General features: G+C 70.4%; 19 protein-coding genes. 5 read left to right on the top strand and 14 right to left on the bottom strand.

Going from position 1 to position 21,595, the window contains the following annotated elements; genetic code table 11:
* Positions 1-120: 120 nt before the first annotated feature.
* Entirely contained in the window at positions 121-897 is a 777-nt protein-coding gene (locus ACWDR4_RS18875) for an ABC transporter permease (RefSeq protein WP_450409803.1), read from the bottom strand.
* Positions 894-1,745, bottom strand: a complete 852-nt coding sequence (locus ACWDR4_RS18870; RefSeq protein WP_450409808.1) for an ABC transporter ATP-binding protein — start codon at positions 1,743-1,745, stop codon at positions 894-896. The genes ACWDR4_RS18875 and ACWDR4_RS18870 overlap by 4 nt, the downstream gene beginning before the upstream one ends.
* 242 nt (positions 1,746-1,987) lie before the next feature.
* On the opposite strand from ACWDR4_RS18870, the gene ACWDR4_RS18865 reads away from it, so the two are divergent.
* Positions 1,988-3,493, top strand: a complete 1,506-nt coding sequence (locus ACWDR4_RS18865; protein WP_450409801.1) for a SulP family inorganic anion transporter — start codon at positions 1,988-1,990, stop codon at positions 3,491-3,493.
* Here the strand turns inward: ACWDR4_RS18865 and ACWDR4_RS18860 are convergent.
* The 3 genes from ACWDR4_RS18860 to ACWDR4_RS18850 form a co-directional block, all read right to left on the bottom strand.
* Positions 3,482-4,273, bottom strand: a complete 792-nt coding sequence (locus ACWDR4_RS18860) for a class I SAM-dependent methyltransferase (RefSeq protein ID WP_450409799.1) — start codon at positions 4,271-4,273, stop codon at positions 3,482-3,484. The genes ACWDR4_RS18865 and ACWDR4_RS18860 overlap by 12 nt on opposite strands.
* 95 nt (positions 4,274-4,368) lie before the next feature.
* Entirely contained in the window at positions 4,369-4,857 is a 489-nt protein-coding gene (locus ACWDR4_RS18855; RefSeq protein ID WP_450409798.1) for an EamA/RhaT family transporter, read from the bottom strand.
* Between the two features lie 67 nt (positions 4,858-4,924).
* Entirely contained in the window at positions 4,925-5,278 is a 354-nt protein-coding gene (locus ACWDR4_RS18850; RefSeq protein WP_450409797.1) for an SH3 domain-containing protein, read from the bottom strand.
* Between the two features lie 183 nt (positions 5,279-5,461).
* Here ACWDR4_RS18850 and ACWDR4_RS18845 point away from each other — a divergent pair, with 183 nt between their 5' ends.
* Positions 5,462-7,609 carry a serine/threonine-protein kinase gene (locus ACWDR4_RS18845; protein ID WP_450409796.1) on the top strand — a complete coding sequence of 716 codons (2,148 nt, stop codon included), beginning with the start codon at positions 5,462-5,464 and terminating at the stop codon, positions 7,607-7,609.
* Positions 7,610-7,733: 124 nt separating this feature from the next.
* Here ACWDR4_RS18845 and ilvD read toward each other — a convergent pair whose 3' ends face one another.
* From ilvD to ACWDR4_RS18825, 4 genes are all read right to left on the bottom strand, one after another.
* Positions 7,734-9,587, bottom strand: a complete 1,854-nt coding sequence (gene ilvD / locus ACWDR4_RS18840; RefSeq protein WP_450409795.1) for a dihydroxy-acid dehydratase — start codon at positions 9,585-9,587, stop codon at positions 7,734-7,736.
* A gap of 173 nt (positions 9,588-9,760) precedes the next feature.
* Entirely contained in the window at positions 9,761-10,375 is a 615-nt protein-coding gene (locus ACWDR4_RS18835; RefSeq protein ID WP_450409793.1) for a TetR/AcrR family transcriptional regulator, read from the bottom strand.
* Positions 10,372-11,196, bottom strand: a complete 825-nt coding sequence (locus ACWDR4_RS18830; protein ID WP_450409790.1) for a sugar phosphate isomerase/epimerase family protein — start codon at positions 11,194-11,196, stop codon at positions 10,372-10,374. Before ACWDR4_RS18830 ends, ACWDR4_RS18835 begins: the two co-directional genes overlap by 4 nt.
* A gap of 164 nt (positions 11,197-11,360) precedes the next feature.
* Positions 11,361-12,305, bottom strand: coding sequence for a Ppx/GppA phosphatase family protein (locus tag ACWDR4_RS18825; RefSeq protein ID WP_450409788.1), 945 nt, complete (start codon positions 12,303-12,305; stop codon positions 11,361-11,363).
* An 83-nt stretch (positions 12,306-12,388) separates the two neighbouring features.
* Between ACWDR4_RS18825 and ACWDR4_RS18820 the strand changes: the two genes are divergently transcribed.
* A complete protein-coding gene (locus tag ACWDR4_RS18820; protein WP_450409786.1) occupies positions 12,389-13,246 on the top strand; it encodes a hypothetical protein in 858 nt (285 codons plus the stop codon).
* A 74-nt stretch (positions 13,247-13,320) separates the two neighbouring features.
* On the opposite strand, the gene ACWDR4_RS18815 is transcribed toward ACWDR4_RS18820, so the two are convergent.
* The gene (locus ACWDR4_RS18815; RefSeq protein WP_450409785.1) at positions 13,321-15,111 is read right to left on the bottom strand and encodes a hypothetical protein; all 1,791 of its coding nucleotides are present in this window, start codon (positions 15,109-15,111) and stop codon (positions 13,321-13,323) included.
* Between the two features lie 208 nt (positions 15,112-15,319).
* Here ACWDR4_RS18815 and radA point away from each other — a divergent pair, with 208 nt between their 5' ends.
* The gene (gene radA, locus ACWDR4_RS18810) at positions 15,320-16,729 is read left to right on the top strand and encodes a DNA repair protein RadA (RefSeq protein WP_450409783.1); all 1,410 of its coding nucleotides are present in this window, start codon (positions 15,320-15,322) and stop codon (positions 16,727-16,729) included.
* Positions 16,730-16,810: 81 nt separating this feature from the next.
* Positions 16,811-17,935: a DNA integrity scanning diadenylate cyclase DisA gene (disA, locus tag ACWDR4_RS18805; protein WP_405817786.1), complete on the top strand. Its 1,125-nt coding sequence runs from the start codon at positions 16,811-16,813 to the stop codon at positions 17,933-17,935.
* A gap of 31 nt (positions 17,936-17,966) precedes the next feature.
* Here the strand turns inward: disA and ACWDR4_RS18800 are convergent, their stop codons facing one another.
* The 4 genes from ACWDR4_RS18800 to rplU all read right to left on the bottom strand — a co-directional run bounded on the left by ACWDR4_RS18800 (position 17,967) and on the right by rplU (position 21,500).
* On the bottom strand, positions 17,967-18,815 hold the full coding sequence (locus ACWDR4_RS18800) for a hypothetical protein (protein WP_450409781.1): 849 nt from the start codon (positions 18,813-18,815) through the stop codon (positions 17,967-17,969).
* A 528-nt stretch (positions 18,816-19,343) separates the two neighbouring features.
* Complete coding sequence (gene obgE / locus ACWDR4_RS18795; protein ID WP_450409779.1) at positions 19,344-20,780, bottom strand: GTPase ObgE; 1,437 nt, start codon at positions 20,778-20,780, stop codon at positions 19,344-19,346.
* A gap of 130 nt (positions 20,781-20,910) precedes the next feature.
* Complete coding sequence (gene rpmA, locus ACWDR4_RS18790; protein ID WP_105974470.1) at positions 20,911-21,165, bottom strand: 50S ribosomal protein L27; 255 nt, start codon at positions 21,163-21,165, stop codon at positions 20,911-20,913.
* Between the two features lie 14 nt (positions 21,166-21,179).
* Positions 21,180-21,500 carry a 50S ribosomal protein L21 gene (gene rplU / locus ACWDR4_RS18785; RefSeq protein WP_006374708.1) on the bottom strand — a complete coding sequence of 107 codons (321 nt, stop codon included), beginning with the start codon at positions 21,498-21,500 and terminating at the stop codon, positions 21,180-21,182.
* Between the last annotated feature and the right edge of the window lie 95 nt (positions 21,501-21,595).

The following is a 21,595-nucleotide window of genomic DNA, read 5'->3' as shown; positions in this document are numbered from 1 at the left end:
CCCTACCCGTCCCATCCCGTTCCTGGGGGCTGCCGCCCCCAGACCCCCGCTTCGGCCTGAACGGCCTCGTCCTCAAACGCCGGACGGGCTGAAAAACCAGCCCCGGCCGGGGCTGAAAATTCACGTCGTTCGGCGGCGGAGGGTTGCTGCTCCCAGGGTTAGGACCAAGAGGGCGCAGGTCGCGACGATCAGGGAGTCTCGTACGAAGTTGGTTGTGATGTCCGTGTGGGTGAGGACCTCGTTCATGCCGTCCACCGCGTAGGACATGGGGAGGACGTTTGAGACTGCTTCCAGGGCTGGGTGCATGGTGTCGCGGGGGGTGAAGAGGCCGCAGAGGAGGAGCTGGGGGAAGATCACCGCCGGCATGAACTGGACCGCCTGGAATTCCGACGACGCGAAGGCCGAGACGAAGAGGCCCAGGGCCGTGCCCAGGAGTGCGTCCAGGAGGGCCACCAGGAGCAGGAGCCAGGGGGAGCCCGTCACGTCCAGGCCCAGGAGCCAGACCGCCAGGCCTGTGGCCAGGGCCGACTGGATGATGGCCAGGATTCCGAAGGCCAGGGCGTAGCCGGCGATGAGGTCGCCCTTGCCGAGGGGCATGGCGAGGAGGCGTTCGAGGGTGCCCGAGGTGCGCTCGCGCAGGGTGGCGATCGAGGTCACCAGGAACATCGTGATGAGGGGGAAGATCCCGAGGAGTGACGCTCCGATGCCGTCGAAGGTGCGCTCGCTGCCGTCGAAGACGTAGCGGAGGAGAAGCAGGAGCAGGCTCGGGAGCACGATCAGCATCGCGATGGTGCGTGGGTCGTGGCGGAGTTGGGCCAGTACGCGGGCCGCCGTGGCTGTCGTACGGGAGGCGTTCAGGGCGGTTGTGCGGGGGCGGGTCGCGGTTGCGGTGGTCATTGCTGGGGCTGCTTCCTCTTTGTCTGCTCTGTCTGCGGGTTCTTCGCTTCGTCCACCAGGTGCAGGAACGCCTCTTCCACCGTCTCCGTCGCCGTACGGGTGCGGAGGGCCTCCGGGGTGTCGTCGGCCAGGAGTTCGCCGGCGCGCATGAGGAGGAGACGGTGGCAGCGTTCGGCCTCGTCCATGACGTGGGAGGAGATCAGGAACGTCGCTCCGCGGGTCGTCGCGATCGTGTGGAAGAGGGCCCACAGGTCTCGGCGGAGTACGGGGTCCAGGCCCACCGTCGGCTCGTCCAGGACCAGGAGTTCGGGGGCGCCGAGGAGGGCCACCGCCAGGGAGACGCGGCTGCGCTGGCCGCCGGAGAGGTTGCCCGCGAGGGTGTCGGCGTGGGTGGAGAGGTCGACGTCGGCGACGGCGCGGGTGACGTTCTGGTGGCGGCGGTCGGCGGCTGCGCGGCCGGGGTCGAGGATCGCGGCGAAGTAGGTGAGGTTCTGGCGGACCGTCAGGTCGTCGTAGACCGAGGGGGCCTGGGTCACGTAGCCGATGCGGTTGCGGAGGGTTGCGTGGCCGGCGGGGTGACCGAGGACTTCCAGGGTGCCGGTGACCTTGGCCTGGGTGCCGACGATCGCGCGCATGAGGGTCGATTTTCCGCAGCCCGAGGGTCCCAGCAGGCCGGTGATCTGGCCGCGCGGGACGGTGAAGTCGAGGGCTCGGAGGACTGTTCGGGTGCCTCGTACGACGGTGAGGGCTTCGGCCTGGACTGCTGGGACGGCCTTGATGGCTTGGACTGCTTCGACGCCTTGGATGGCTTCGACGGCCCTTCCAGGAGGGGGGTCGTTGTAATTCATCATGTGATGAATAATGCTCGTCGTTCGGCGGCTCGTCAAGGCGGTAGTGCGTCGCGGGTGGGGGCGCAGGCGCGCTGTGGGGTGATCGGAGGAGGGGCGTCCGGTTCGGGTGACTCCGGGGGCTTCCTTTGATTCCGGTTCTTGGTGGGGAGCCGTACGAAATGGGTGGTGTGTCCGGTCTCCTTGCCGACAAGGGGTTTCATTCGCCCGCTGGCGGCGGTGTAGTCGGAGGTGTATTCGCCATGCGCCTTGGCGTGCGCAAGGCCGATCTGTTCGCTTCTCTCGTCGTCTTCCTCGTCTCGCTGCCGCTGTGTGTGGGCGTCGCCGTCGCCTCCGGGGTGCCCGCCGAGCTGGGGCTGGTCACCGGGATCGTCGGTGGGCTGGTCGCGGGGGCGCTGCCCGGGAGCAGCCTTCAGGTGAGCGGGCCGGCGGCGGGGCTGACCGTGCTGGTGTACGAGGCTGTGCGGGCGTACGGGCTTGAAGTGCTCGGTGTGCTCGTGTTCGCGGCCGGGGTGGTGCAGGTCGGGCTCGGGGCGTTGCGGCTCGGGCGGTGGTTCCGGGCCGTGTCCGTGGCGGTCGTCCAGGGGATGCTCGCCGGGATCGGGATCGTGCTGGTCGCCGGTCAGGTGTACGCCCTCGGTGACGTGAGCGCGCCCGCGAGTGCGCTCGGGAAGCTGGGCGGGCTGGTCTCGCTTCCCGGGGACGCGGATCCCGTGGCGTTGGCCGTCGGGGGCGCCACCATCGCCGTACTGCTGGTGTGGCGGCGTTGGGCGTGGGGGACGCGGCTGGTGCCCGGGGCGTTGGTGGCGGTGGCGCTCGCGGCGGGGGTGACCTGGGGGTTCGACCTGGATGTGCGGCGGGTCGAGGTGCGGGGGCTGCTGGCTGCCGTACGGGTGCCGGAGGCGGCGGATTTCGGGCGGCTCGTGGACGCGGGGGTGATCGGGACCGTCGTCGCGTTCGCCCTGATCGCGTCCGCGGAGTCGTTGTTCAGTGCGGCGGCCGTCGATCGGCTCCATCAGGGGGCGCGGACGGACTACGACCGGGAGTTGGTGGCGCAGGGGGTCGGGAACGCGGTGTGCGGGGTGCTCGGGGCGTTGCCGATGACCGCGGTGATCGTACGGAGTGCGGCGAATATCGGGGCGGGGGCGCGTACGAAGGTGTCACGGGTGCTGCATGGGTTGTGGCTGCTCGGGTTCGCGGTGGTCGTGCCCGGGGTGCTCGGGGTGATTCCCGTGGCCGCGCTGGCCGGGCTGCTCGTGTACGCCGGGTGCAGGTTGGTGCCTGTGCGGGAGGTGGGGGTGCTGTGGCGGGGGCATCGGGGGGAGGTGGTGGTGCTGGTGGTGACGGCCGGGGCCATTGTCGTGGGGAATCTGATCGTGGGGGTGGTGGTCGGGCTCGCGCTGGCCGTGGGGAAGGTCGCCTGGGAGATCAGTCATGTGCATGTGGAGGTTGGTGAGCAGGGCGGCGGTGTCGGTGGTCACGGTGGCTGTGGCGGTGGTGTTGTTGTCGTTCGGGTTGTCGGGCATGCGACGTTTTTGCGGTTGCCCAAGTTGCTGGATGCGTTGGAGTCGCTGGAGGAGTTGCCTCGGGGGCGTGAGGTTCGGCTGGAGTTGGGTGGGCTTCGGCATGTGGATCATGCGTGTGCGGCGGCTTTGGAGGGGTGGGTTGCTGGGCGGGAGCGGGGGCGGGGGTCGGGGGTGGATGAGGGTGCGGGTGCCGGTGCAGGGGTGGGCGGGTCAGGTGGTTGAGGTTTTCGCTACCAACAGGTCTACGTCGTAGGTCTCTTCGAGCGTTTCGGTCGGGAAGAGCTTGAGCAGGAGGTTGCGTTCCTCGGCCAGGAAGGCGGCGGCTTCCTCCTTGTCGTGGACCAGGAAGAGCGAGTGGCTGCCGAGGTTGGCCAGGTGGGTGTCGATCGGGACCCGGCGGCTCCAGCGGAGTTGGCGGCGGGCGAAGTCGAGGTGGCCTGAGGGGTCTGCGGCGCGGAGGTGGGCGCTGTGCTGCTCCAGGGCCGTGTCGATGCCGAAGAAGTACTGGATGCGGTTCGCCTGGGCGCCGATCCAGGGGATGTCCAGGGGATACGTGTTCCACCACAGGGCGAGTGCGCCGCCCGGGCGCAGGACGCGGAGGGCTTCCGGGATCGCTTGGTCCGGGTCGGTCCAGTGCCAGGACTGGGCGTAGGTGAGGAAGTCGACGGAGGCGTCGGCCAGGGGGAGGGCGTTGCCGTTGCCTCTGACGATCGGGACGTCGGGGAGGGTGCGGCGGAACTGGGCTGCCATGCCGGCGCCGGGTTCCACGGCGATCACGTGGGCGCCGTGGGTGTGGAGGAGGGCGGTGGAGATGCCGGTGCCGGCGCCGATGTCTGCGACGCGGGAGCCGGTGAGGGGGTGGGCGGCCAGGTGTTCTATGGCGGTCAGGAGGGCGGGTGGGTAGGAGGGGCGGTTTTGGGCGTACTGGGATGCGGCTGCGTTGAAGGAGGTGGCTCGGGAGGGGGTGGGGGGTTGCGTGGGCGGTTGGGTGGAGGCCGTCATGTGGACATGGTGGCTGGGGGTGTTGGTGGGGGGTAGGGGTTTGGAGAAGAGTTGGGGCTTGGGTGGGGGCGAAAGAAACGCAGCCGGAGTCCCTCTCAGGGGCTTTGTCTCTTTGCCGAGTTTCCTGTTCGGCGGGTGGATTTGCGGGTGTGGCGGTCGCGTGACGTCTCGTATTCCTGGCGGTTCAGGGACTCGCCGGGGGCCTCTCGCAGGGAGCGGAGGAAGTACGCCGTCAGGGAGCCTACGAAGCCGATCGTCAGCAGGCCTCGGAGGGAGGCCTGGCGGGTCGGGTCCGGGCGTTTGGTGAAGGCGCCCCAGGTGTGGCCGAACGCGAGTGCGCTGCAGGTGGCGAACATGATCACCACCAGGAGGGTTACGAGGCCCCCTACCTCCGCGATGCGCAGGCCCTCGTACGCGAAGCGGAGGATCAGGCAGGATGCCGCCGTCGCCGCCAGTGAGCCGACGGCCACCCCCACCCGGCGGGCCGTGTAGTCGGCGTCGTGCTCCACCCAGGTCGTGCCGAAGAAGCGGATGGGCTCGGGGCTGGGGCCTGTGTCGCCGCCCCGGGCGTTCTTGTCGCTCACCCCTCGATTATCGCCAGCCGGGTACCGGCACCGAATGCCGGTACCGGTACCCGGGTGGATCACGCGGTCAGGAGCAGCGCGGTGCCACGTAGCCGTCGCTGCCTGTCAGGACGTACGCGTCCGAGACGTACTGGCCGTTGTCGATGTTGTCCCAGATGTTCGACGTACCGTACGGACCGGCGATCGCCTCGCCGGGGCGCTGGCAGTAGATCGGGACCTGGGCGCCCTCGGACAGGACGCGGACGATGGTGTAGCCGGTGCCGGGGCCGCTGCGGACGTTGAGGCGGTAGCCGGGGGCGACCGAGTAGTACCGGACGGACGTTGTCGCCGCTGCTGCCGCTGCCGCGGTCGTGATCGTCAGCTCCGTCCTCGCACCCTTCGTCTCGTCGGCCGTTCTCTCCTCGATGCTGTCTGTGGACATGAAAAAACCTCCCCCGTTGGACCCCATGACTGCCATGGGGTCCCGTTGATACCCCTAAAACACGCCATGAAACACATGTACGTAACTCGTACACCTGCGTCCGCAAGCCGCCTCTGTCCCGTCAACCTCATCGACTAGGCTCCGTCCGTCGCGCGCGCGGCCGAACAGCACGGGGGTGAGTCCATGACGCCACAGCGGAACTCCGGACCCGGCGCGGAAGCGGAACTTCCGGAGTACGCCGGTCAGTACCGTCTGAAGTCACGGCTGGGTTCCGGCGGCATGGGCGTGGTGCACCTGGCCCGGAGTACCTCCGGGATGAAGCTCGCGGTGAAAGTCGTGCATGGCGAGTTCGCCAAGGATCCTGAGTTCAGGGGGCGTTTTCGGCAGGAGATCGCCGCCGCCCGGCGCGTCAGCGGTGCCTTCACCGCGCCCGTCGTCGATGCCGATCCGGATGCCGAACAGCCTTGGATGGCCACCCTGTTCATCCCCGGGCCGACCCTCGCCGACGAGGTGAAGCGGAACGGGGCTATGAACCCTGGGCAGTTGCGGCGGCTCATGGCCGGGCTTGCCGAGGCGCTGCGGGACATCCACCGGGTCGGGGTCGTCCACCGGGATCTCAAACCGAGCAATGTACTGCTCGCCGAGGACGGTCCGAAGGTCATCGACTTCGGCATTTCTCGGCCGAAGGACAGCGAACTGCGCACCGAGACCGGCAAGTTGATCGGTACGCCGCCGTTCATGGCTCCCGAGCAGTTCCGGCGGCCTCGGGAAGTCGGCCCCGCCGCCGACATCTTCGCCCTGGGGTCGGTGATGGTGCACGCGTCGACCGGGCGCGGGCCGTTCGACTCCGACAGTCCGTACGTCGTCGCCTACCAAGTCGTGCACGACGAGCCGGACTTGACGGGCGTACCGACCAACCTCGCTCCGCTGGTGCTTCGTTGTCTCGCCAAGGAGCCCGAGGACCGGCCCACTCCCGATGACCTCATGCGGGAACTCAGGTCGGTTGCGGCCTCCTACGACACTCAGTCGTTCATACCCGAGCAGCGGAGTGCCTCCCGTACCGGTTCCGGCCCCTCCCCCGCTTCCGCTGCCCCTTCTCCGGCTTCTCCTCGCTCCCCCTCTCCTCGGCGGCAGCTCCGCAAGCGCGTCCTCCTCGCCGCCGGTGCGCTCGTTCTCGTCGCCGGGGGTGTCTTCGCCTCGGTGCAGATGCTCGGCGGTGATCCGGTCACCGCGCCCACGGGGGATTCCTCCGGTGGCGGTACGACGACGACCGCCGCCGCCGGTTTCCGGGGCTGGGCGGTGCGGCCGGCCGGCGATGGGGACGCCGGGATGCCCCTGTGCTCGTCCGGTGGCGGGAAGTTGTTCTGTGCGCAGAAGGGGCTGGTCTCCGCCATCGACCCGGCCGACGGCACCGTCCTGTGGCGGCACCCGATCGACTCCTCCCTCGTGCTGAGCCGCCCGCCGGTCCTGTCGGGCGGGCTCGTGCACCCCCCGCTGGACGAGGGGCCCCGGCTGGAGGCGCTCGACCCCGCCACCGGCGCCACCCGCTGGCAGGAGACCGTGTCCGACCGGGTCGGCCTCGGGTACGCCGGCGGTATGACCCTGCTCAACCGCGCCGACGGGAAGGTCACCGGCGTCGACAGCGCGTCCGGCGACAGCAAGTGGAACCGGCGGATCGCCGATCTGAGCGGGCCGCAGCTGTTCTCCTTCGCCGGTGACCAGCTCGCGTACGCCACGAGCACCGCCGAGGACGGGGACAGCACCCGGGTCGCCGCGCTGGACCCCGGTACGGGCGATGTGCGCTGGCAGAAGCGGCTGGACGGGGAGCTGCGGCCCATCGGCACCACCGCCGAGGGCGCCTCCGTCTTCTTCGCCGCCCTCGACAGCGTGTACGGGGACACGGTCGCCGTCGTCGACTACGACCCGGAGAGCGGGGCCACGCGCAGGGTCGACGTGACCGTTCCGCTCCCGCGGGCCCAGGGCGCCGTGCGCGGCAACGTCGTCTATCTGATGGCCGCGGGAGGTGCGCTGACCGCCGTGGATCTGAAGGCGGGCAAGCAGCTCTGGTCGCTGCAGACGTCCGTGAGCCTCGGCTCGGCGCCGGCCGTCGACGGACGGTACGTGTACTTCACCGCCGCCGACGGCCGGCTGCTCGCGGTGAACGCCCGCACGGGGACGCTCGTCGGGCAGACCTCGCCCCGGCTCGGCGCGGCCTCGGACACGATCGCGGGCGCGCTGCCCGCCCCCGTCGTCGCCGACGGCCGCGTGTACGCGAGCGCTCCCGACGGTTCCGTCTTCGCCGTGGACGCGGCGGACCCGGCGCGCTGGTGACGGGCGGCGGCTGAACCACGTACGACACCTGACTCAGGTACGGGAAAGGGCCGCTCCTCGTGATCAGGAGCGGCCCTTTCCCACAGGCAGGCAGAGACAGACGTACAAGCCAGACGTACGAGCGTCAGCCCAGCTTCGACACGTCCCGGACCGCGCCCCGGTCGGCGCTCGTCGCCATCGCCGCGTACGCGCGCAGGGCCGCGGAGACCTTGCGTTCGCGGGAGACGGGGGCGTAGACGCCGTTCAGGGCCTCGCGGCGGGCCGCCAGTTCGTCATCCGTGACCAGGAGTTCGATCGTGCGGTTCGGGATGTCGATGCGGATGCGGTCGCCGTCCTTGACGAGGGCGATCGTGCCGCCGGAGGCCGCCTCGGGGGAGGCGTGGCCGATGGAGAGGCCCGAGGTGCCGCCGGAGAAGCGGCCGTCGGTGATCAGGGCGCAGGTCTTGCCGAGGCCGCGGCCCTTGAGGAAGGAGGTCGGGTAGAGCATCTCCTGCATGCCGGGGCCGCCCTTGGGGCCCTCGTAGCGGATGACGACGACGTCGCCGTCCGTCACCTGTTTGTTGAGGATCTTCTCGACGGCCTCTTCCTGCGACTCGCAGACGACCGCGGGGCCCTCGAAGGTCCAGATCGACTCGTCGACGCCGGCCGTCTTCACGACGCAGCCGTCGACGGCGAGGTTGCCCTTGAGGACGGCCAGGCCGCCGTCCTTCGAGTACGCGTGTTCCGCGCTGCGGATGCAGCCGCCGGCGGCGTCCGTGTCGAGGGCCTCCCAGCGCTCCGACTGGGAGAAGGCCTCGGCGGAGCGGACGCAGCCGGGGGCCGCGTGCCACAGTTCCAGGGCCTCCGGCGACGGCGAGCCGCCGCGCACGTCCCACGTCTTCAGCCAGTCCGCGAGAGACGAGCTGTGAACCGAGTTCACGTCCTCGTTGAGCAGGCCCGCGCGGTGCAGTTCGCCGAGGAGGGCGGGGATGCCGCCGGCCCGGTGCACGTCCTCCATGTAGTACGTGCGGTCCTTGGCGACGTTCGGCGCGACCTTCGCCAGGCACGGCACCCGGCGCGAGACCTCGTTGATGTCGTCCAGGTCGAACGCGACACCCGCCTCCTGGGCGGCGGCCAGCAGGTGCAGGATCGTGTTGGTCGAGCCGCCCATCGCGATGTCGAGGGCCATGGCGTTCTGGAAGGCCGCGAAGGTGGCGACGTTGCGGGGCAGGACCGTCTCGTCGTCCTGCTCGTAGTAGCGGCGGGTGATGTCCATCACCGTGCGGCCCGCGTTCTCGTACAGCGCCTTGCGGGCCGTGTGCGTGGCCAGGACCGAACCGTTGCCCGGGAGGGCGAGTCCGATGGCCTCCGCGAGGCAGTTCATCGAGTTGGCCGTGAACATGCCGGAACAGGAACCGCAGGTCGGACAGGCGTTCTCCTCGATACGGAGGATGTCCTCGTCCGAGATCTTCTCGTTCACGGCGTCGGAGATCGCGTCGACCAGGTCGAGCGTACGGACCGTGCCGTCGACGAGGGTCGCGCGGCCGGACTCCATCGGGCCGCCCGAGACGAAGACCGCGGGGATGTTGAGCCGCAGGGCGGCGTTCAGCATGCCCGGGGTGATCTTGTCGCAGTTGGAGATGCAGATCATGGCGTCGGCGCAGTGGGCTTCGACCATGTACTCGACGCTGTCCGCGATGAGGTCGCGGGAGGGGAGGGAGTACAGCATGCCGCCGTGGCCCATCGCGATGCCGTCGTCGACGGCGATCGTGTTGAACTCGCGCGGGATGCCTCCGGCGGCTTTGATGGCCTCGCTGACGATGCGGCCCACCGGCTGGAGGTGGGTGTGGCCGGGCACGAACTCGGTGAAGCTGTTGGCGACCGCGATGATCGGCTTGCGGCCGATGTCCGCGCCCGGTACACCGGAGGCGCGCATAAGGGCGCGGGCGCCCGCCATGTTGCGGCCGTGGGTGACTGTGCGGGACCTCAGCTCGGGCATCTTCGCTCGCCTCGCTACATCAGAGAGTTATGACTGAAGTCGAGCGTACGCCGGTCGTTCCGGTTGCCGACATGGTGTCCGAAATGCGGGATGAGTGTCTCGTTTCCGGGTGCGGAGGCTTGGTGGCCGGGTGCGGGTCCGGTGGGGGCTGGTCGCGCAGTTCCCCGCGCCCCTTAAAGAGCCAGGTGGGCCTGGATTACAGGGGCCACCCTTTCGATGATCTGCTCCGGGTCCGCCGACGCCAGGGGTTCTACCTTGATCACGTAGCGGAGCATCGCGATGCCCACCAGTTGGGCTGCTGCCAGTTCGGCGCGGAGTTCCGCGTCCGGGAGGTTCAGCTGGGCGGCTACTCGGCGTAGGAGCTGGGTGGAGATCAGGCGGCGGAAGACTCCGGCCGCGGCCTCGTTGTTCATGGCGGAGCGGACGATCGCGAGCAGTGCCTTGCGGGTCGCCGGGTTCTCCCAGACGCCGAAGAAGAAGCGGGCCAGCCGCTCGCCGACGCCGTCCAGGGGGCCTTCGGCGATCGAGCCGGGGGCGCTGAGAAGGGGGCCGGCGGCGACCTCGATCGACGCCTCGAAGACCTGCTCCTTCGTGCCGAAGTAGTGGTGGACGAGGGCCGAGTCCACGCCCGCCGCCTTGGCGATGCCGCGTACGGACGTCTTCTCGTACCCCCGTTCGGAGAACTCCTCGCGGGCTGCCGTCAGGATGCGGTCGCGGGCCGCGGGGGCGTCCGCGGAGTCCGTACGGGAGGGTCGTCCCCGCCCTCGGCGGGGGGCCGCGCTGGTCATGGGCGCGGGACCTTCACGGCCGAGGCCAGGTGGAGGCGGGTGAAGGCGAGCGCCTCGGCGAGGTCGGCCTCGCGCTCTGCGCTGGACATCGCGCGGCGGGTGTTGACCTCGATCACGACATGGCCGTCGAAACCGGTGTGCGCGAGCCGTTCGAGCAGCTCGGCGCAGGGTTGCGTACCGCGGCCGGGGACGAGGTGCTCGTCCTTGTTGGAGCCGTTGCCGTCGGCGAGGTGGACGTGGCCGAGGCGGTCACCCATGAGGCCGGCCATCTCCATGGCGTCGCTGCGGGCGGTCGCGGTGTGGCTCAGGTCGATCGTGAAGTGCCGGTAGTCGTCCTTCGTGACGTCCCAGTCGGGGGCGTACGCGAGCATCTCGCGGTCGCGGTAGCGCCAGGGGTACATGTTCTCGACGGCGAACCGTACGTCCGTCTCGTCGGCCATGCGCCAGATGCCGGTGACGAAGTCGCGTGCGTACTGGCGCTGCCAGCGGAAGGGGGGGTGTACGACGACGGTCGTGGCGCCGAGCTTCTCGGCTGCCGCCTGGGCGCGCTGGAGTTTGATCCAGGGGTCCGTGGACCAGACGCGCTGGGTGATGAGGAGGCAGGGGGCGTGGATGGCGAGGATGGGGATCTGGTGGTAGTCGCTCAGTCTGCGCAGGGCTTCGATGTCCTGGCTGACCGGGTCCGTCCAGACCATGACCTCGACGCCGTCGTATCCGAGCCGCGCGGCGATCTCGAAGGCCGTCGCCGTCGACTCCGGGTACACGGAGGCCGTGGACAGCGCGACCTTCGCATCCGGGATGCGTACGACTGGCTCCGCCATGGGGACAGGTTACGGGGTGCGTTGGTTGGTCGGGGTCGGGGGTCTACTCGCCGTTGGGGTTCGGTGATTGGGCGGGTGCGGGTTCGCTGTGGCTTGTCGCGCAGTTCCCCGCGCCCCTAGGTGGGTACCGCCCAGGTCGCCCGAGAGGTGCCGGAACCGGACCGTTACTCCGTGCCCATGTGGGTGCCCATGTGGTCCAGTCTGCGGAGGATCACGCCCTCTCGGAGGGCCCAGGGGCAGACCTCCAGGGTCTTCACGGCGAAGAGGTCCATCGCCGCCTCCGCCACCAGGGCGCCGGCGACCAGCTGGTTGGCCCGGCCCTCCGAGACTCCGGGGAGGGCCGCTCGTTCCGCTGTCGTCATGGCGGCGAGTTCGGGGACCAGGGACTGCAGGGACTCGGCCTTCAGTTCACGCTGGACGTAGAGGCCCTCCGTGGAGCGGGCCGCGCCGGCCAGGCGGGCGAGCTGCTTGAAGGTCTTCGAGGTGGCGACGACGTGGTCGGGGGCGCCGAAGCGGCTGAACTCGCCCACCGTACGGGCGATCTGGGCGCGGACATGGCGGCGCAGCGACCTGATGTCGTCGGGGGCGGGCGGGTCGCCGGGGAGCCAGCCGGCGGTCAGGCGGCCGGCGCCGAGCGGGAGGGAGACGGCGGTGTCGGGCTGCTCGTCGATGCCGTAGGCGATCTCCAGGGAGCCGCCGCCGATGTCGAGGACGAGGAGCTTGCCCGCCGACCAGCCGAACCAGCGGCGGGCGGCGAGGAAGGTGAGGCGGGCCTCCTCGGCGCCGGTCAGGACCTGGAGCTCGACGCCCGTTTCGGCCTGCACGCGCGCGAGGACGTCGTCGGCGTTGCTGGCCTCGCGCACGGCGGAGGTGGCGAACGGCAGCAGGTCCTCGACGCCCTTGTCCTCGGCGGCCTGGAGCGCGTCCTGGATCACGCCGACGAGTTTGTCGACCCCTTCGGGGCCGATGGCCCCGGCCTCGTCGAGGAGTTGGGCGAGCCGCAGCTCGACCTTGTGCGAATGCGCGGGCAGCGGGCGCGCGCCGGGGTGCGCATCCACCACCAGCAGATGCACCGTGTTCGATCCCACGTCGAGGACACCGAGTCTCATGGACGAAACGCTACTGCCAGCCGCAACCGCATCCGTCCCCGGAGCGGTGCCGGAAGGGGGTCCGGGCCACTTACCCTGGACGCGTGCCCAAGACGAAAAAGGCAAAGGCCGACAAGTCGGCAGCGTCAAGCCCCTCCGCGAAGTCCACGACCACCGCGAAGTCCACGAAATCTTCGAAGTCGGCCAGGGCCGGCGACGAGAAGGGGCTCGACTTCGCGCGCGCGTGGGTGGAGTTCCCTGATCCGGCGGACGACGAGCAGGTCTTCCGCTGCGACCTGACCTGGCTGACCTCTCGCTGGAACTGCATCTTCGGAAGCGGCTGCCAGGGCATCCAGGCCGGCCGCGCGGACGACGGCTGCTGCACGCTGGGCGCCCACTTCTCCGACGAGGACGACGAGAAGCGGGTCGCCGGCTATGTGGCGCGGCTCACGCCCGACATCTGGCAGCTCCACGACGTCGGCACCGAGTCCGGCTGGACCTCGGAGGACGAGGAGGGCTCGCGCCAGACCCGGCCCTACCAGGGGTCCTGCATCTTCCAGAACCGGCCCGGGTTCGCGGGCGGCGCGGGCTGCTCGCTGCACATCCTGGCCCTGAAGGAGGGCCGCGAGCCGCTGGAGACCAAGCCGGACGTCTGCTGGCAGCTTCCGGTGCGGCGGACGTACGACTGGATCGACCGGCCCGACGACACGCGCGTGCTCCAGGTGTCGATCGGTGAGTACGACCGGCGCGGCTGGGGTCCGGGCGGCCACGACCTGCACTGGTGGTGCACGTCGGCGACCTCGGCGCACGGCGCGGGCGACCCGGTGTACGTCTCGTACCGGCCGGAGCTGGTCGAGCTGATGGGCAAGGCGGGGTACGACCGGCTGGTCGAGCTGTGCGAGGAGCGGCTGGCCTCGCAGTTGCCGTTGCTGGCTCCGCATCCGGCCGATCCCGCCCGCTGACGTTGCCGGCTCCGCATCCGGCCGACCCCGGCCGCCGACCCGGCGCGGCGGGCACCTGCCCGACCGGCTGGGGCTCAGGAGACCGTCGCGGGGCTCGGGGTCTCGCTGCCGCTCGGTGGCGGTGACGAGCCCCCGGGGTCTGCCGGGGTCGAGGTCACCGAGTCCGTCGGGGTGGGCTCCGGGTCCGGTGAGGACGGTGGCGGGTCGCTGGGGGGCGGGGTGGCCGGCGCGGAGGTCGTCGGGTGCAGGTTCGGGGGCGGGGGGCTCGGGCGGGGCGGGCCGGGTGCGGGGGCCGGTGGGTTCAGCGGGGTCGGGTCCGGGGGTGTGGGCGCGGTGCCGTACCCCTCGATGGAGACGACGGCGGACGCCGGTGCGATCGACACGCGCGCGCTCCAGTGACCGGCCGGCTCGCGCAGAGGGTCGACGTACATCTTGATCGTGAACGACTCGCCTGGCCGCAGCGTTCCCGTCGAGCGGCTCGGGTAGAGCCAGGACGCCCCCGTGGACGCCGTCCAGCGCACGGGTGTGTGCCCGGACGCGGTGAGGGTGATGAGGGTCGTGTCGCCGTCGCTGGTGGCCTCCACGGTGAGCAGGCCCGGGCTCTCCTTCGCGCCGGGGACGGCGCTGACGACCTCCACGGAGACGTCCGGTGAGCCGGCGTCCTTCCTGACGAGGCCGGTGTCGGGGCCGGTGCCCGCGTTGCCCGCGTTCCCGGCGTTCTCGTAGCCGCCCGAGGTCTCGCCGTCGAGGATGTCGGGGCGCTGTGCCTCGCTCGCGGTGGCCGACCGGTCCCCCGGGAGGCCCTCGGCGGTCATCGGCGCCCCGCGGTAGGCCGCCCAGAGGGCGAGCACGGGGGCGGCGACCACGGTGGCGACGACCGTTGTCGTGACGGCACGCGCGCGTAGGCGGTCCCTCCGGGCGGCGCGGTCCTTGGGGTCCATCGGGAAGCCACGCCGGTCGAAGCGCGGAGCGGCGGCGCCCCGCGCGCGTGGGAGGTGCGCCATGGCGACGTGCAGGGCCGCGCGGGGTGCCTCCAGGACGGGCAGTTCGGCGGGCGTGACGGTGGCTCCGGGCCAGGCGCCGGGGACGGCCCGCTCGGCGGTACGGCGGCACCGCGGACAGTCGTCGACATGCCGGACCAGTTCGCGGCGCAGGGCGCTGCTGAGCACCAGCTGGTGGTCGCCGGTGAGGCGGGCGACGCTCGGACAGTCGCCGGTCTCGACCACGGCGAGGGCCGCGCGGGTGCGTTCGACCTCGCAGGCGGCGGAGGCGAGCAGTTCGCGGGCGGCGGTGGCGTCCATGCCGAGGACGGCGGCGACCTCGTGGGCGGCGAGCTTGTGGCGTACGGCGAGTTCGAGTGCCTCGCGCTGCTCGGGGGTGGTGCCGGCGGCCTCCGGCCAGGCGAGCTGGGCCAGTTCACGGCGGTGCGCTTCCCGGGCCTCCTCGGAGACGGGGACCGGGGAGGAGGCCTCCTGGGCGGCGGGGGCGGTGGACGCCTGCCGTTTTCCGCCTCCGCGCCGGCCGGCCGCGTGCGTGCTCTGACGTTTCTGCTTGGCCTCGGCCAGCTTGCGCAGACAGGCCCAGCGGGCCAGGGCGTACAGCCAGGCCCTGCGGTCTCCGGAGGACTCCGGGACGCGCGGGCTGCGGCGCTCGGCGAGCGCGAGGACGTCGCCGAGGGCTGCGGTGGCCGTGTCGTGGTCGCACAGGACGGACAGACAGTAGGTGAACAGGCCGTCCAGATACGGCTCGTAGCGCGCGGGCGGGCGCTGGACCAGCGTGCGCCCCGCCGCCCGGTCGCGCGCCTCACGGTGCGCCCGGTGTGCGCCGGTGCTGCGGGTCGGGGTTTCCGGACTGCTGCTCATCACCCGTGCGACCGTAGGCGTCTTACGACGACCCCTTCTCCCACCTTGAGCACATTTAATCCGTACGGGTGAAACGATCCCTCAATAGGGGACAGGAACCCTTGGTTCCGTGGCTCGTTCGCGATGTGACGTGGCCGATTCTCGCGGGGAGCACGGGTTCCGGCGCCCGTTGGTGACGGGGGTGTCAGTGGTCCCGGCTACGGTTCGTCCCATGGCTGCCCGTACGAAGACCGCGAAGGACCGTCCGTCCTACCGATGCACCGAATGCGGCTGGCAGACGGTCAAGTGGCTCGGCCGCTGCTCCGAGTGCCAGGCGTGGGGCACGGTCGAGGAGTACGGCGCGCCCGCGGTCCGTACGACGGCACCGGGCCGCGTGACCACCTCCGCGCTCCCCATCGGCCAGGTCGACGGCCGCACGGCCACCGCCCGCTCCACCGGCGTACCCGAGTTCGACCGCGTGCTCGGCGGTGGACTGGTCCCGGGGGCCGTGGTCCTGCTGGCCGGCGAACCGGGCGTCGGCAAGTCGACCCTCCTCCTCGACGTGGCGGCGAAGTCGGCGAGCGACGAGCACCGCACGCTCTACATCACGGGTGAGGAGTCCGCGAGTCAGGTCCGGCTGCGCGCCGACCGCATCAAGGCGATCGACGACCACCTGTACCTCGCCGCCGAGACGGACCTCGCGGCCGTCCTGGGCCATCTGGACGCCGTGAAGCCGTCCCTCCTGATCCTCGACTCCGTCCAGACCATCGCCTCGCCCGAGATCGACGGCGCTGCGGGCGGCATGGCGCAGGTCCGTGAGGTCGCCGGGGCGCTGATCCGGGCCTCCAAGGAACGCGGCATGGCCACCCTCCTTGTGGGCCATGTCACCAAGGACGGCGCGATCGCAGGCCCGCGCCTCCTGGAGCACCTGGTGGACGTGGTCCTGTCCTTCGAGGGCGACCGGCACGCGCGCCTGCGTCTCGTCCGGGGCGTCAAGAACCGTTACGGCACGACGGACGAGGTCGGCTGCTTCGAGCTGCACGACGAGGGCATCACGGGCCTCGCCGACCCGAGCGGCCTGTTCCTGACCAGGCGCGCCGAGCCGGTGCCGGGGACCTGTCTGACCGTCACCCTGGAGGGCCGCCGGCCGCTCGTCGCCGAGGTGCAGGCACTCACCGTCGACTCGCAGATCCCCTCCCCCAGGCGGACGACATCGGGCCTGGAGACGTCCCGGGTCTCGATGATGCTCGCGGTTCTCGAACAACGGGGCAGGATCAGCGCCCTCGGAAAGCGGGACATCTATTCGGCGACGGTGGGCGGAGTGAAGCTCTCCGAGCCCGCCGCGGACCTCGCGATCGCCCTCGCGCTGGCCTCCGCCGCGAGCGACACCCCGCTGCCCAAGAACCTGGTCGCGATCGGCGAAGTGGGCCTCGCGGGCGAGGTCAGAAGGGTGACGGGGGTCCAGCGCCGACTGGCCGAGGCCCACCGTCTGGGCTTCACCCACGCCCTCGTTCCGTCGGACCCGGGCAAGATCCCCGCCGGTATGAAGGTCATCGAAGTCGCCGACATGGGGGATGCTCTCCGGGTGCTCCCGAGGTCGCGTAGGCGAGAGGCCCCACGGGAGGCGGAGGACCGCCGGTAGACTTTGCCCAGGTCTCGCCCGTGCGTACGAACCCAGAGTGCGAAACGGGAGCACCCAAGAACCTGCGACCGGAGGAGTGCAGTGGCAGCCAACGACCGGGCAGCAGCTCCCGGAAAGTCCGGTGGGAGCTCCGGTGCCGATGGCCTGATGCGCGCCTCACTGAGCGCTGTGGCACCCGGCACCGCGCTGCGCGACGGGCTTGAACGGATTCTCCGCGGCAACACCGGCGGACTCATCGTGCTCGGCTCCGACAAGACCGTCGAGGCGATGTGCACGGGCGGTTTCGTCCTGGACGTCGAGTTCTCGGCGACCCGGCTGCGCGAGCTGTGCAAGCTCGACGGCGGCATCGTGGTCTCCTCGGACCTGTCCAAGATCCTGCGGGCCGGCGTCCAGCTGGTCCCCGACCCGACGATCCCCACCGAGGAGACGGGCACCCGGCACCGCACCGCCGACCGTGTGTCGAAGCAGGTGGGCTTCTCGGTCGTCTCCGTCTCCCAGTCCATGCGCCTGATCGCGCTGTACGTGGACGGCCAGCGCCGCGTCCTGGAGGACTCGGCCGCGATCCTGTCCCGCGCCAACCAGGCCCTGGCGACCCTGGAGCGCTACAAGCTCCGCCTGGACGAGGTCGCGGGCACGCTCTCCGCCCTGGAGATCGAGGACCTGGTGACCGTCCGGGACGTCTCCGCGGTCGTCCAGCGCCTGGAGATGGTCCGCCTCATCGCGGCGGAGATCGCCGGGTACGTACTGGAGTTGGGCACCGACGGACGCCTCCTCACCCTCCAACTCGACGAGTTGATCGCGGGCGTGGAGCCGGAACGCGAACTGGTGGTCCGGGACTACGTCCCCGAGCCGACCGCCAAACGCTCCCGCACGGTCGACGAGGCGCTCGCGGAACTCGACGCGCTCAGCCACGCCGAACTGCTCGAACTCTCCACGGTGGCCAAGGCCCTGGGCTACACGGGCTCACCCGAGACCCTCGACTCGGCGGTCTCCCCACGCGGCTTCCGCCTCCTGGCGAAGGTGCCGCGCCTGCCCGGCGCGATCATCGACCGCCTGGTGGAACACTTCGGCGGCCTGCAGAAGCTGCTGGCGGCGAGCGTCGACGACCTCCAGACGGTGGACGGCGTCGGCGAGGCGAGGGCACGCAGCGTGCGGGAGGGTCTGTCGCGGCTGGCGGAGTCGTCGATCCTGGAGCGGTACGTGTAGCTGGGCCCGGGGGGACTCCCCCCGTCCTTGCTCAGTCCTTGTCGAGTACGAAGGACGTCTGGGCCTTCGTGAACCCCTGGGCCTGCGCCTCGACCAGGTAGGTGCCGGCGGTGGCCGACCCCGCCTCCGGTGTGGCGCACTCGGGGGCGCTCGCCTTGCGGTCCCACTCGAAGGTGTACGTGATGCTGCCGCCGGCCGAGACCCGGAACAGCAGACCGGACGTGTCCTTGGGGCAGTCGTCCGAGGACCAGATGTCGTCGTCGCTGCTCGCCTGCGTGATCGTCACCACGGCCGACTCCGGGCCGAGGTCGATCTTGCAGTCGTTGGCGGAGGAGTTCCTGGCGACCAGCTGGAAGGTGGGCGTCTCGTCGGGCGCGTAGGCGTTCTGGACACTGCGCAGGCTCAACTGGACGATGCCGGCGGTGCAGTTGGGCAGGGTGGAACCGGCCGGAAGGGTGTCGCCGCTGCCCACGCTGCCGTTGACGCCGTCGTCCGTGCCGGTGCCGCCGCCTGTCCCGGCGGAGCCGCTGCCGCCGCCGGAGCCGGCCGAACCCTCCGAACCGGCCGAGCTGTTGGAGTCCCCGGAGCCCGTCGAACCGGAACCGGAGCTGGAGCCGCCGGTGTCCGTGTTCTCCGACTCGTCGCGTCCGCCCGGGGCTTGACTGATCGCGGGGCCCGAACCGGACGGCCCCGGGGTGATCGTCTGCACGGGGTTCTTGCCGTTGGCACCGTCCGTGCCGTTGTTCCCGCCTCCGCCGCCGGAGGCGACGACCCAGACGACCAGCAACGTCAACAGGCCGAGCACAGACAGCAGAACGGCCCTCCGTCGCCAGTAGATGGAGGAGGGAAGCGGCCCGACCGGATTGCGCATAGATCCCACGGCGCAAACTGTACGAGAGATCGGCCCGTGCACTCGCCCCACCCGCCGCCGGGCGCGCAACTTTTCCGGATCATCATCCCGGCGAGGGGGTGATGACGTGGCCGAACTCCTCCGAACCGCCGAACAGTTCACGCCCCCGCCGCCCCTACCCGTTCCCATCCTCAGGGGCTGCCGCCCCCGAACCCCCGCCACGGCCCTGAACGGGCCTTGTCCTCAAACGCCGGACGGGCTGACTGCATCTCCCGTGGGATAACCCCCGGACCCCCAGCAGAAAAACAGGCCGGCAGGGGTGACCGGCGCGGATGCCACAAGGCGAGCCCAGGCACCCCCCAGCCCGTCCGGCGTTTGAAGACAAGCGCGTCCAGCGCGAGCTTTTTTCCCGGCCCGCACCATCCAGCCCGTCCGGCGTTTGAGGACGAGGCCGTTCAGGCCGACAGCGGGGGTCTGGGGGCGCAGCCCCCAGGGGATGGGAACGGGTAAGGGCGGCGGGGGCGAAAAACACCCCACCGCCCGCCCCTACCCACGCCCTTAGAACGGCTCGAAGTCGTCAAACTCCTGCTGAACATCGTCCCGCTCAGCCTGCCGATCCCGCCGCCGCTGCGCAGCAGGCCGAGGCACCTCAAGCCGATGGTCCTCCCCACGCCGCCCAAGCATCTCCGCACCGGCCATGACCGTCGGCTCCCAGTCGAAGACAACCGCGTTGTCCTCGGGCCCGATGGCAACCCCATCCCCCGCCCGGGCCCCCGCCTTCATCAACTTCTCCTCGACACCCAACCGGTTCAGCCGGTCGGCGAGATAACCGACCGCCTCGTCGTTGTTGAAGTCGGTCTGCCGCACCCAGCGCTCGGGCTTCTCGCCCCGCACCCGGAACAGCCCGTCCTCCTCCTGGACGACGGTGAAGCCCGCGTCGTCGACGGCCTTCGGCCGGATGACGATCCGCGTCGCCTCCTCCTTGGGCTTCGCGGCCCGCGCCTGCCCAACCATCTCGGCGAGCGCGAACGACAGCTCCTTCAGCCCGATATGAGCGACGGCGGACACCTCGTACACCTGGTACCCACGAGCCTCCAGCTCGGGCCGCACCATCTCGGCGAGATCCAGCCCGTCCGGCACGTCGACCTTGTTCAGGACGACGATCCGCGGCCGGCCTCCCAGCCCCCCGTACTCCTTCAGCTCCTCCTCGATCATGTCGAGGTCGGAGACGGGATCACGCTCGGACTCCAGCGTCGCCGTGTCCAGCACATGGACGAGCACACTGCACCGCTCCACATGCCGCAGGAACTCCAGCCCGAGCCCCTTGCCCTGACTGGCACCGGGAATGAGCCCGGGCACGTCAGCGATGGTGTAGACGGTCGCACCCGCAGTCACCACACCCAGGTTGGGCACAAGGGTCGTGAACGGATAGTCAGCGATCTTCGGCTTGGCGGCGCTGAGCACCGAGATCAGCGAAGACTTACCGGCACTCGGATACCCCACGAGCGCCACGTCAGCGACCGTCTTCAGCTCCAGGACGATGTCCTGCAGCCCCCCGGGCACCCCGAGCAGCGCGAACCCGGGCGCCTTGCGCCGGGCAGAGGAGAGCGCGGCGTTTCCGAGCCCACCGCGCCCACCTTCAGCCGCGACAAAAGAGGTCCCGTGCCCGACCAGGTCGGCCAGCACGTTCCCCTCCTTGTCGAGAACGACGGTCCCGTCCGGCACCGGCAGAACCAGATCCTGCCCGTCCTTGCCGGACCGGTTGCCACCCTCGCCGGGCTTGCCGCTGGTGGCCTTGCGGTGCGGGGAGTGGTGGTAGTCGAGCAGCGTGGTCACGGACTGGTCGACGGTGAGGATCACGTCACCGCCGTGTCCGCCGTTACCGCCGTCGGGCCCGCCCAGCGGCTTGAACTTCTCACGGTGGACGGAGGCACAGCCGTGACCTCCGCTACCCGCGGCGACATGCAGCTCGACGCGGTCCACGAAGGTGGTCATGGGATGTGCCTCCAGTTACGTACGAAATTCTTCCGGCAGAAAGCTCTGCACAGGTGAAACACGCGAAAGGCGGACCCGCTTCCCGGGAGGGAAGTGAGGTCCGCCTCGCGAAAGCTTCCGATCAGCCGACTCAGGCGACCGGAACGATGTTCACGACGTTGCGACCACGGTGCGTACCGAACTCCACCGCACCGGCGGCCAGCGCGAACAGCGTGTCGTCCTTGCCACGGCCGACGCTCGCGCCGGGGTGGAAGTGGGTGCCACGCTGGCGGACCAGGATCTCACCGGCGTTGACGACCTGACCGCCGAAGCGCTTCACGCCGAGCCGCTGAGCATTGGAGTCGCGACCGTTCCGGGTGGACGATGCGCCCTTCTTGTGTGCCATCTCTCCTCAGTCCCTTACTTCGCAGCCGCGGGGATCTCAGTGACCTTGATCGCCGTGTACTGCTGGCGGTGGCCCTGACGACGGCGGTAGCCGGTCTTGTTCTTGTAGCGAAGGATGTCGATCTTGACGCCCTTGTGGTGGTCCACGATCTCGGCCTGGACCTTGATGCCGGCCAGGACCCACGGGTCGCTGGTCACAGCGTCGCCGTCGACAACGAGCAGCGTAGAGAGCTCTACGGTGTCGCCAACCTTGGCGGTGGAAATCTTGTCAACCTCAACGATGTCGCCGACAGCAACCTTGTGCTGGCGACCACCGCTGCGCACGATGGCGTACACGCGGATCTCACTCTCTCGCTCGGGAACGGCACCCCCGCAGTCCAGCCGCCCAGCAAAAGCGAGCGGCCTCTCCCGCCGCACCAAAAAGCCCGGTG

Source organism: Streptomyces sp. NPDC000878, from assembly GCF_053599695.1.
Note: the sequence above shows the minus strand (reverse complement) of the source record. Positions and strands in the feature narration are given on the sequence as shown.

Excerpts from the sequence above, each read along its gene's own strand:
- ACWDR4_RS18835 (WP_450409793.1), bottom strand. The coding sequence starts at position 10,375 with ATGACCAGCGCGGCCCCCCGCCGAGGGCGGGGACGACCCTCCCGTACG.
- radA (WP_450409783.1), top strand. The coding sequence starts at position 15,320 with ATGGCTGCCCGTACGAAGACCGCGAAGGACCGTCCGTCCTACCGATGC.
- ilvD (WP_450409795.1), bottom strand. The coding sequence starts at position 9,587 with ATGCCCGAGCTGAGGTCCCGCACAGTCACCCACGGCCGCAACATGGCG.
- ACWDR4_RS18845 (WP_450409796.1), top strand. The coding sequence starts at position 5,462 with ATGACGCCACAGCGGAACTCCGGACCCGGCGCGGAAGCGGAACTTCCG.
- ACWDR4_RS18870 (WP_450409808.1), bottom strand. The coding sequence starts at position 1,745 with ATGAATTACAACGACCCCCCTCCTGGAAGGGCCGTCGAAGCCATCCAA.
- ACWDR4_RS18830 (WP_450409790.1), bottom strand. The coding sequence starts at position 11,196 with ATGGCGGAGCCAGTCGTACGCATCCCGGATGCGAAGGTCGCGCTGTCC.
- obgE (WP_450409779.1), bottom strand. The coding sequence starts at position 20,780 with ATGACCACCTTCGTGGACCGCGTCGAGCTGCATGTCGCCGCGGGTAGC.
- ACWDR4_RS18860 (WP_450409799.1), bottom strand. The coding sequence starts at position 4,273 with ATGACGGCCTCCACCCAACCGCCCACGCAACCCCCCACCCCCTCCCGA.
- ACWDR4_RS18850 (WP_450409797.1), bottom strand. The coding sequence starts at position 5,278 with ATGTCCACAGACAGCATCGAGGAGAGAACGGCCGACGAGACGAAGGGT.
- ACWDR4_RS18875 (WP_450409803.1), bottom strand. The coding sequence starts at position 897 with ATGACCACCGCAACCGCGACCCGCCCCCGCACAACCGCCCTGAACGCC.
- ACWDR4_RS18825 (WP_450409788.1), bottom strand. The coding sequence starts at position 12,305 with ATGAGACTCGGTGTCCTCGACGTGGGATCGAACACGGTGCATCTGCTG.
- rpmA (WP_105974470.1), bottom strand. The coding sequence starts at position 21,165 with ATGGCACACAAGAAGGGCGCATCGTCCACCCGGAACGGTCGCGACTCC.
- ACWDR4_RS18865 (WP_450409801.1), top strand. The coding sequence starts at position 1,988 with ATGCGCCTTGGCGTGCGCAAGGCCGATCTGTTCGCTTCTCTCGTCGTC.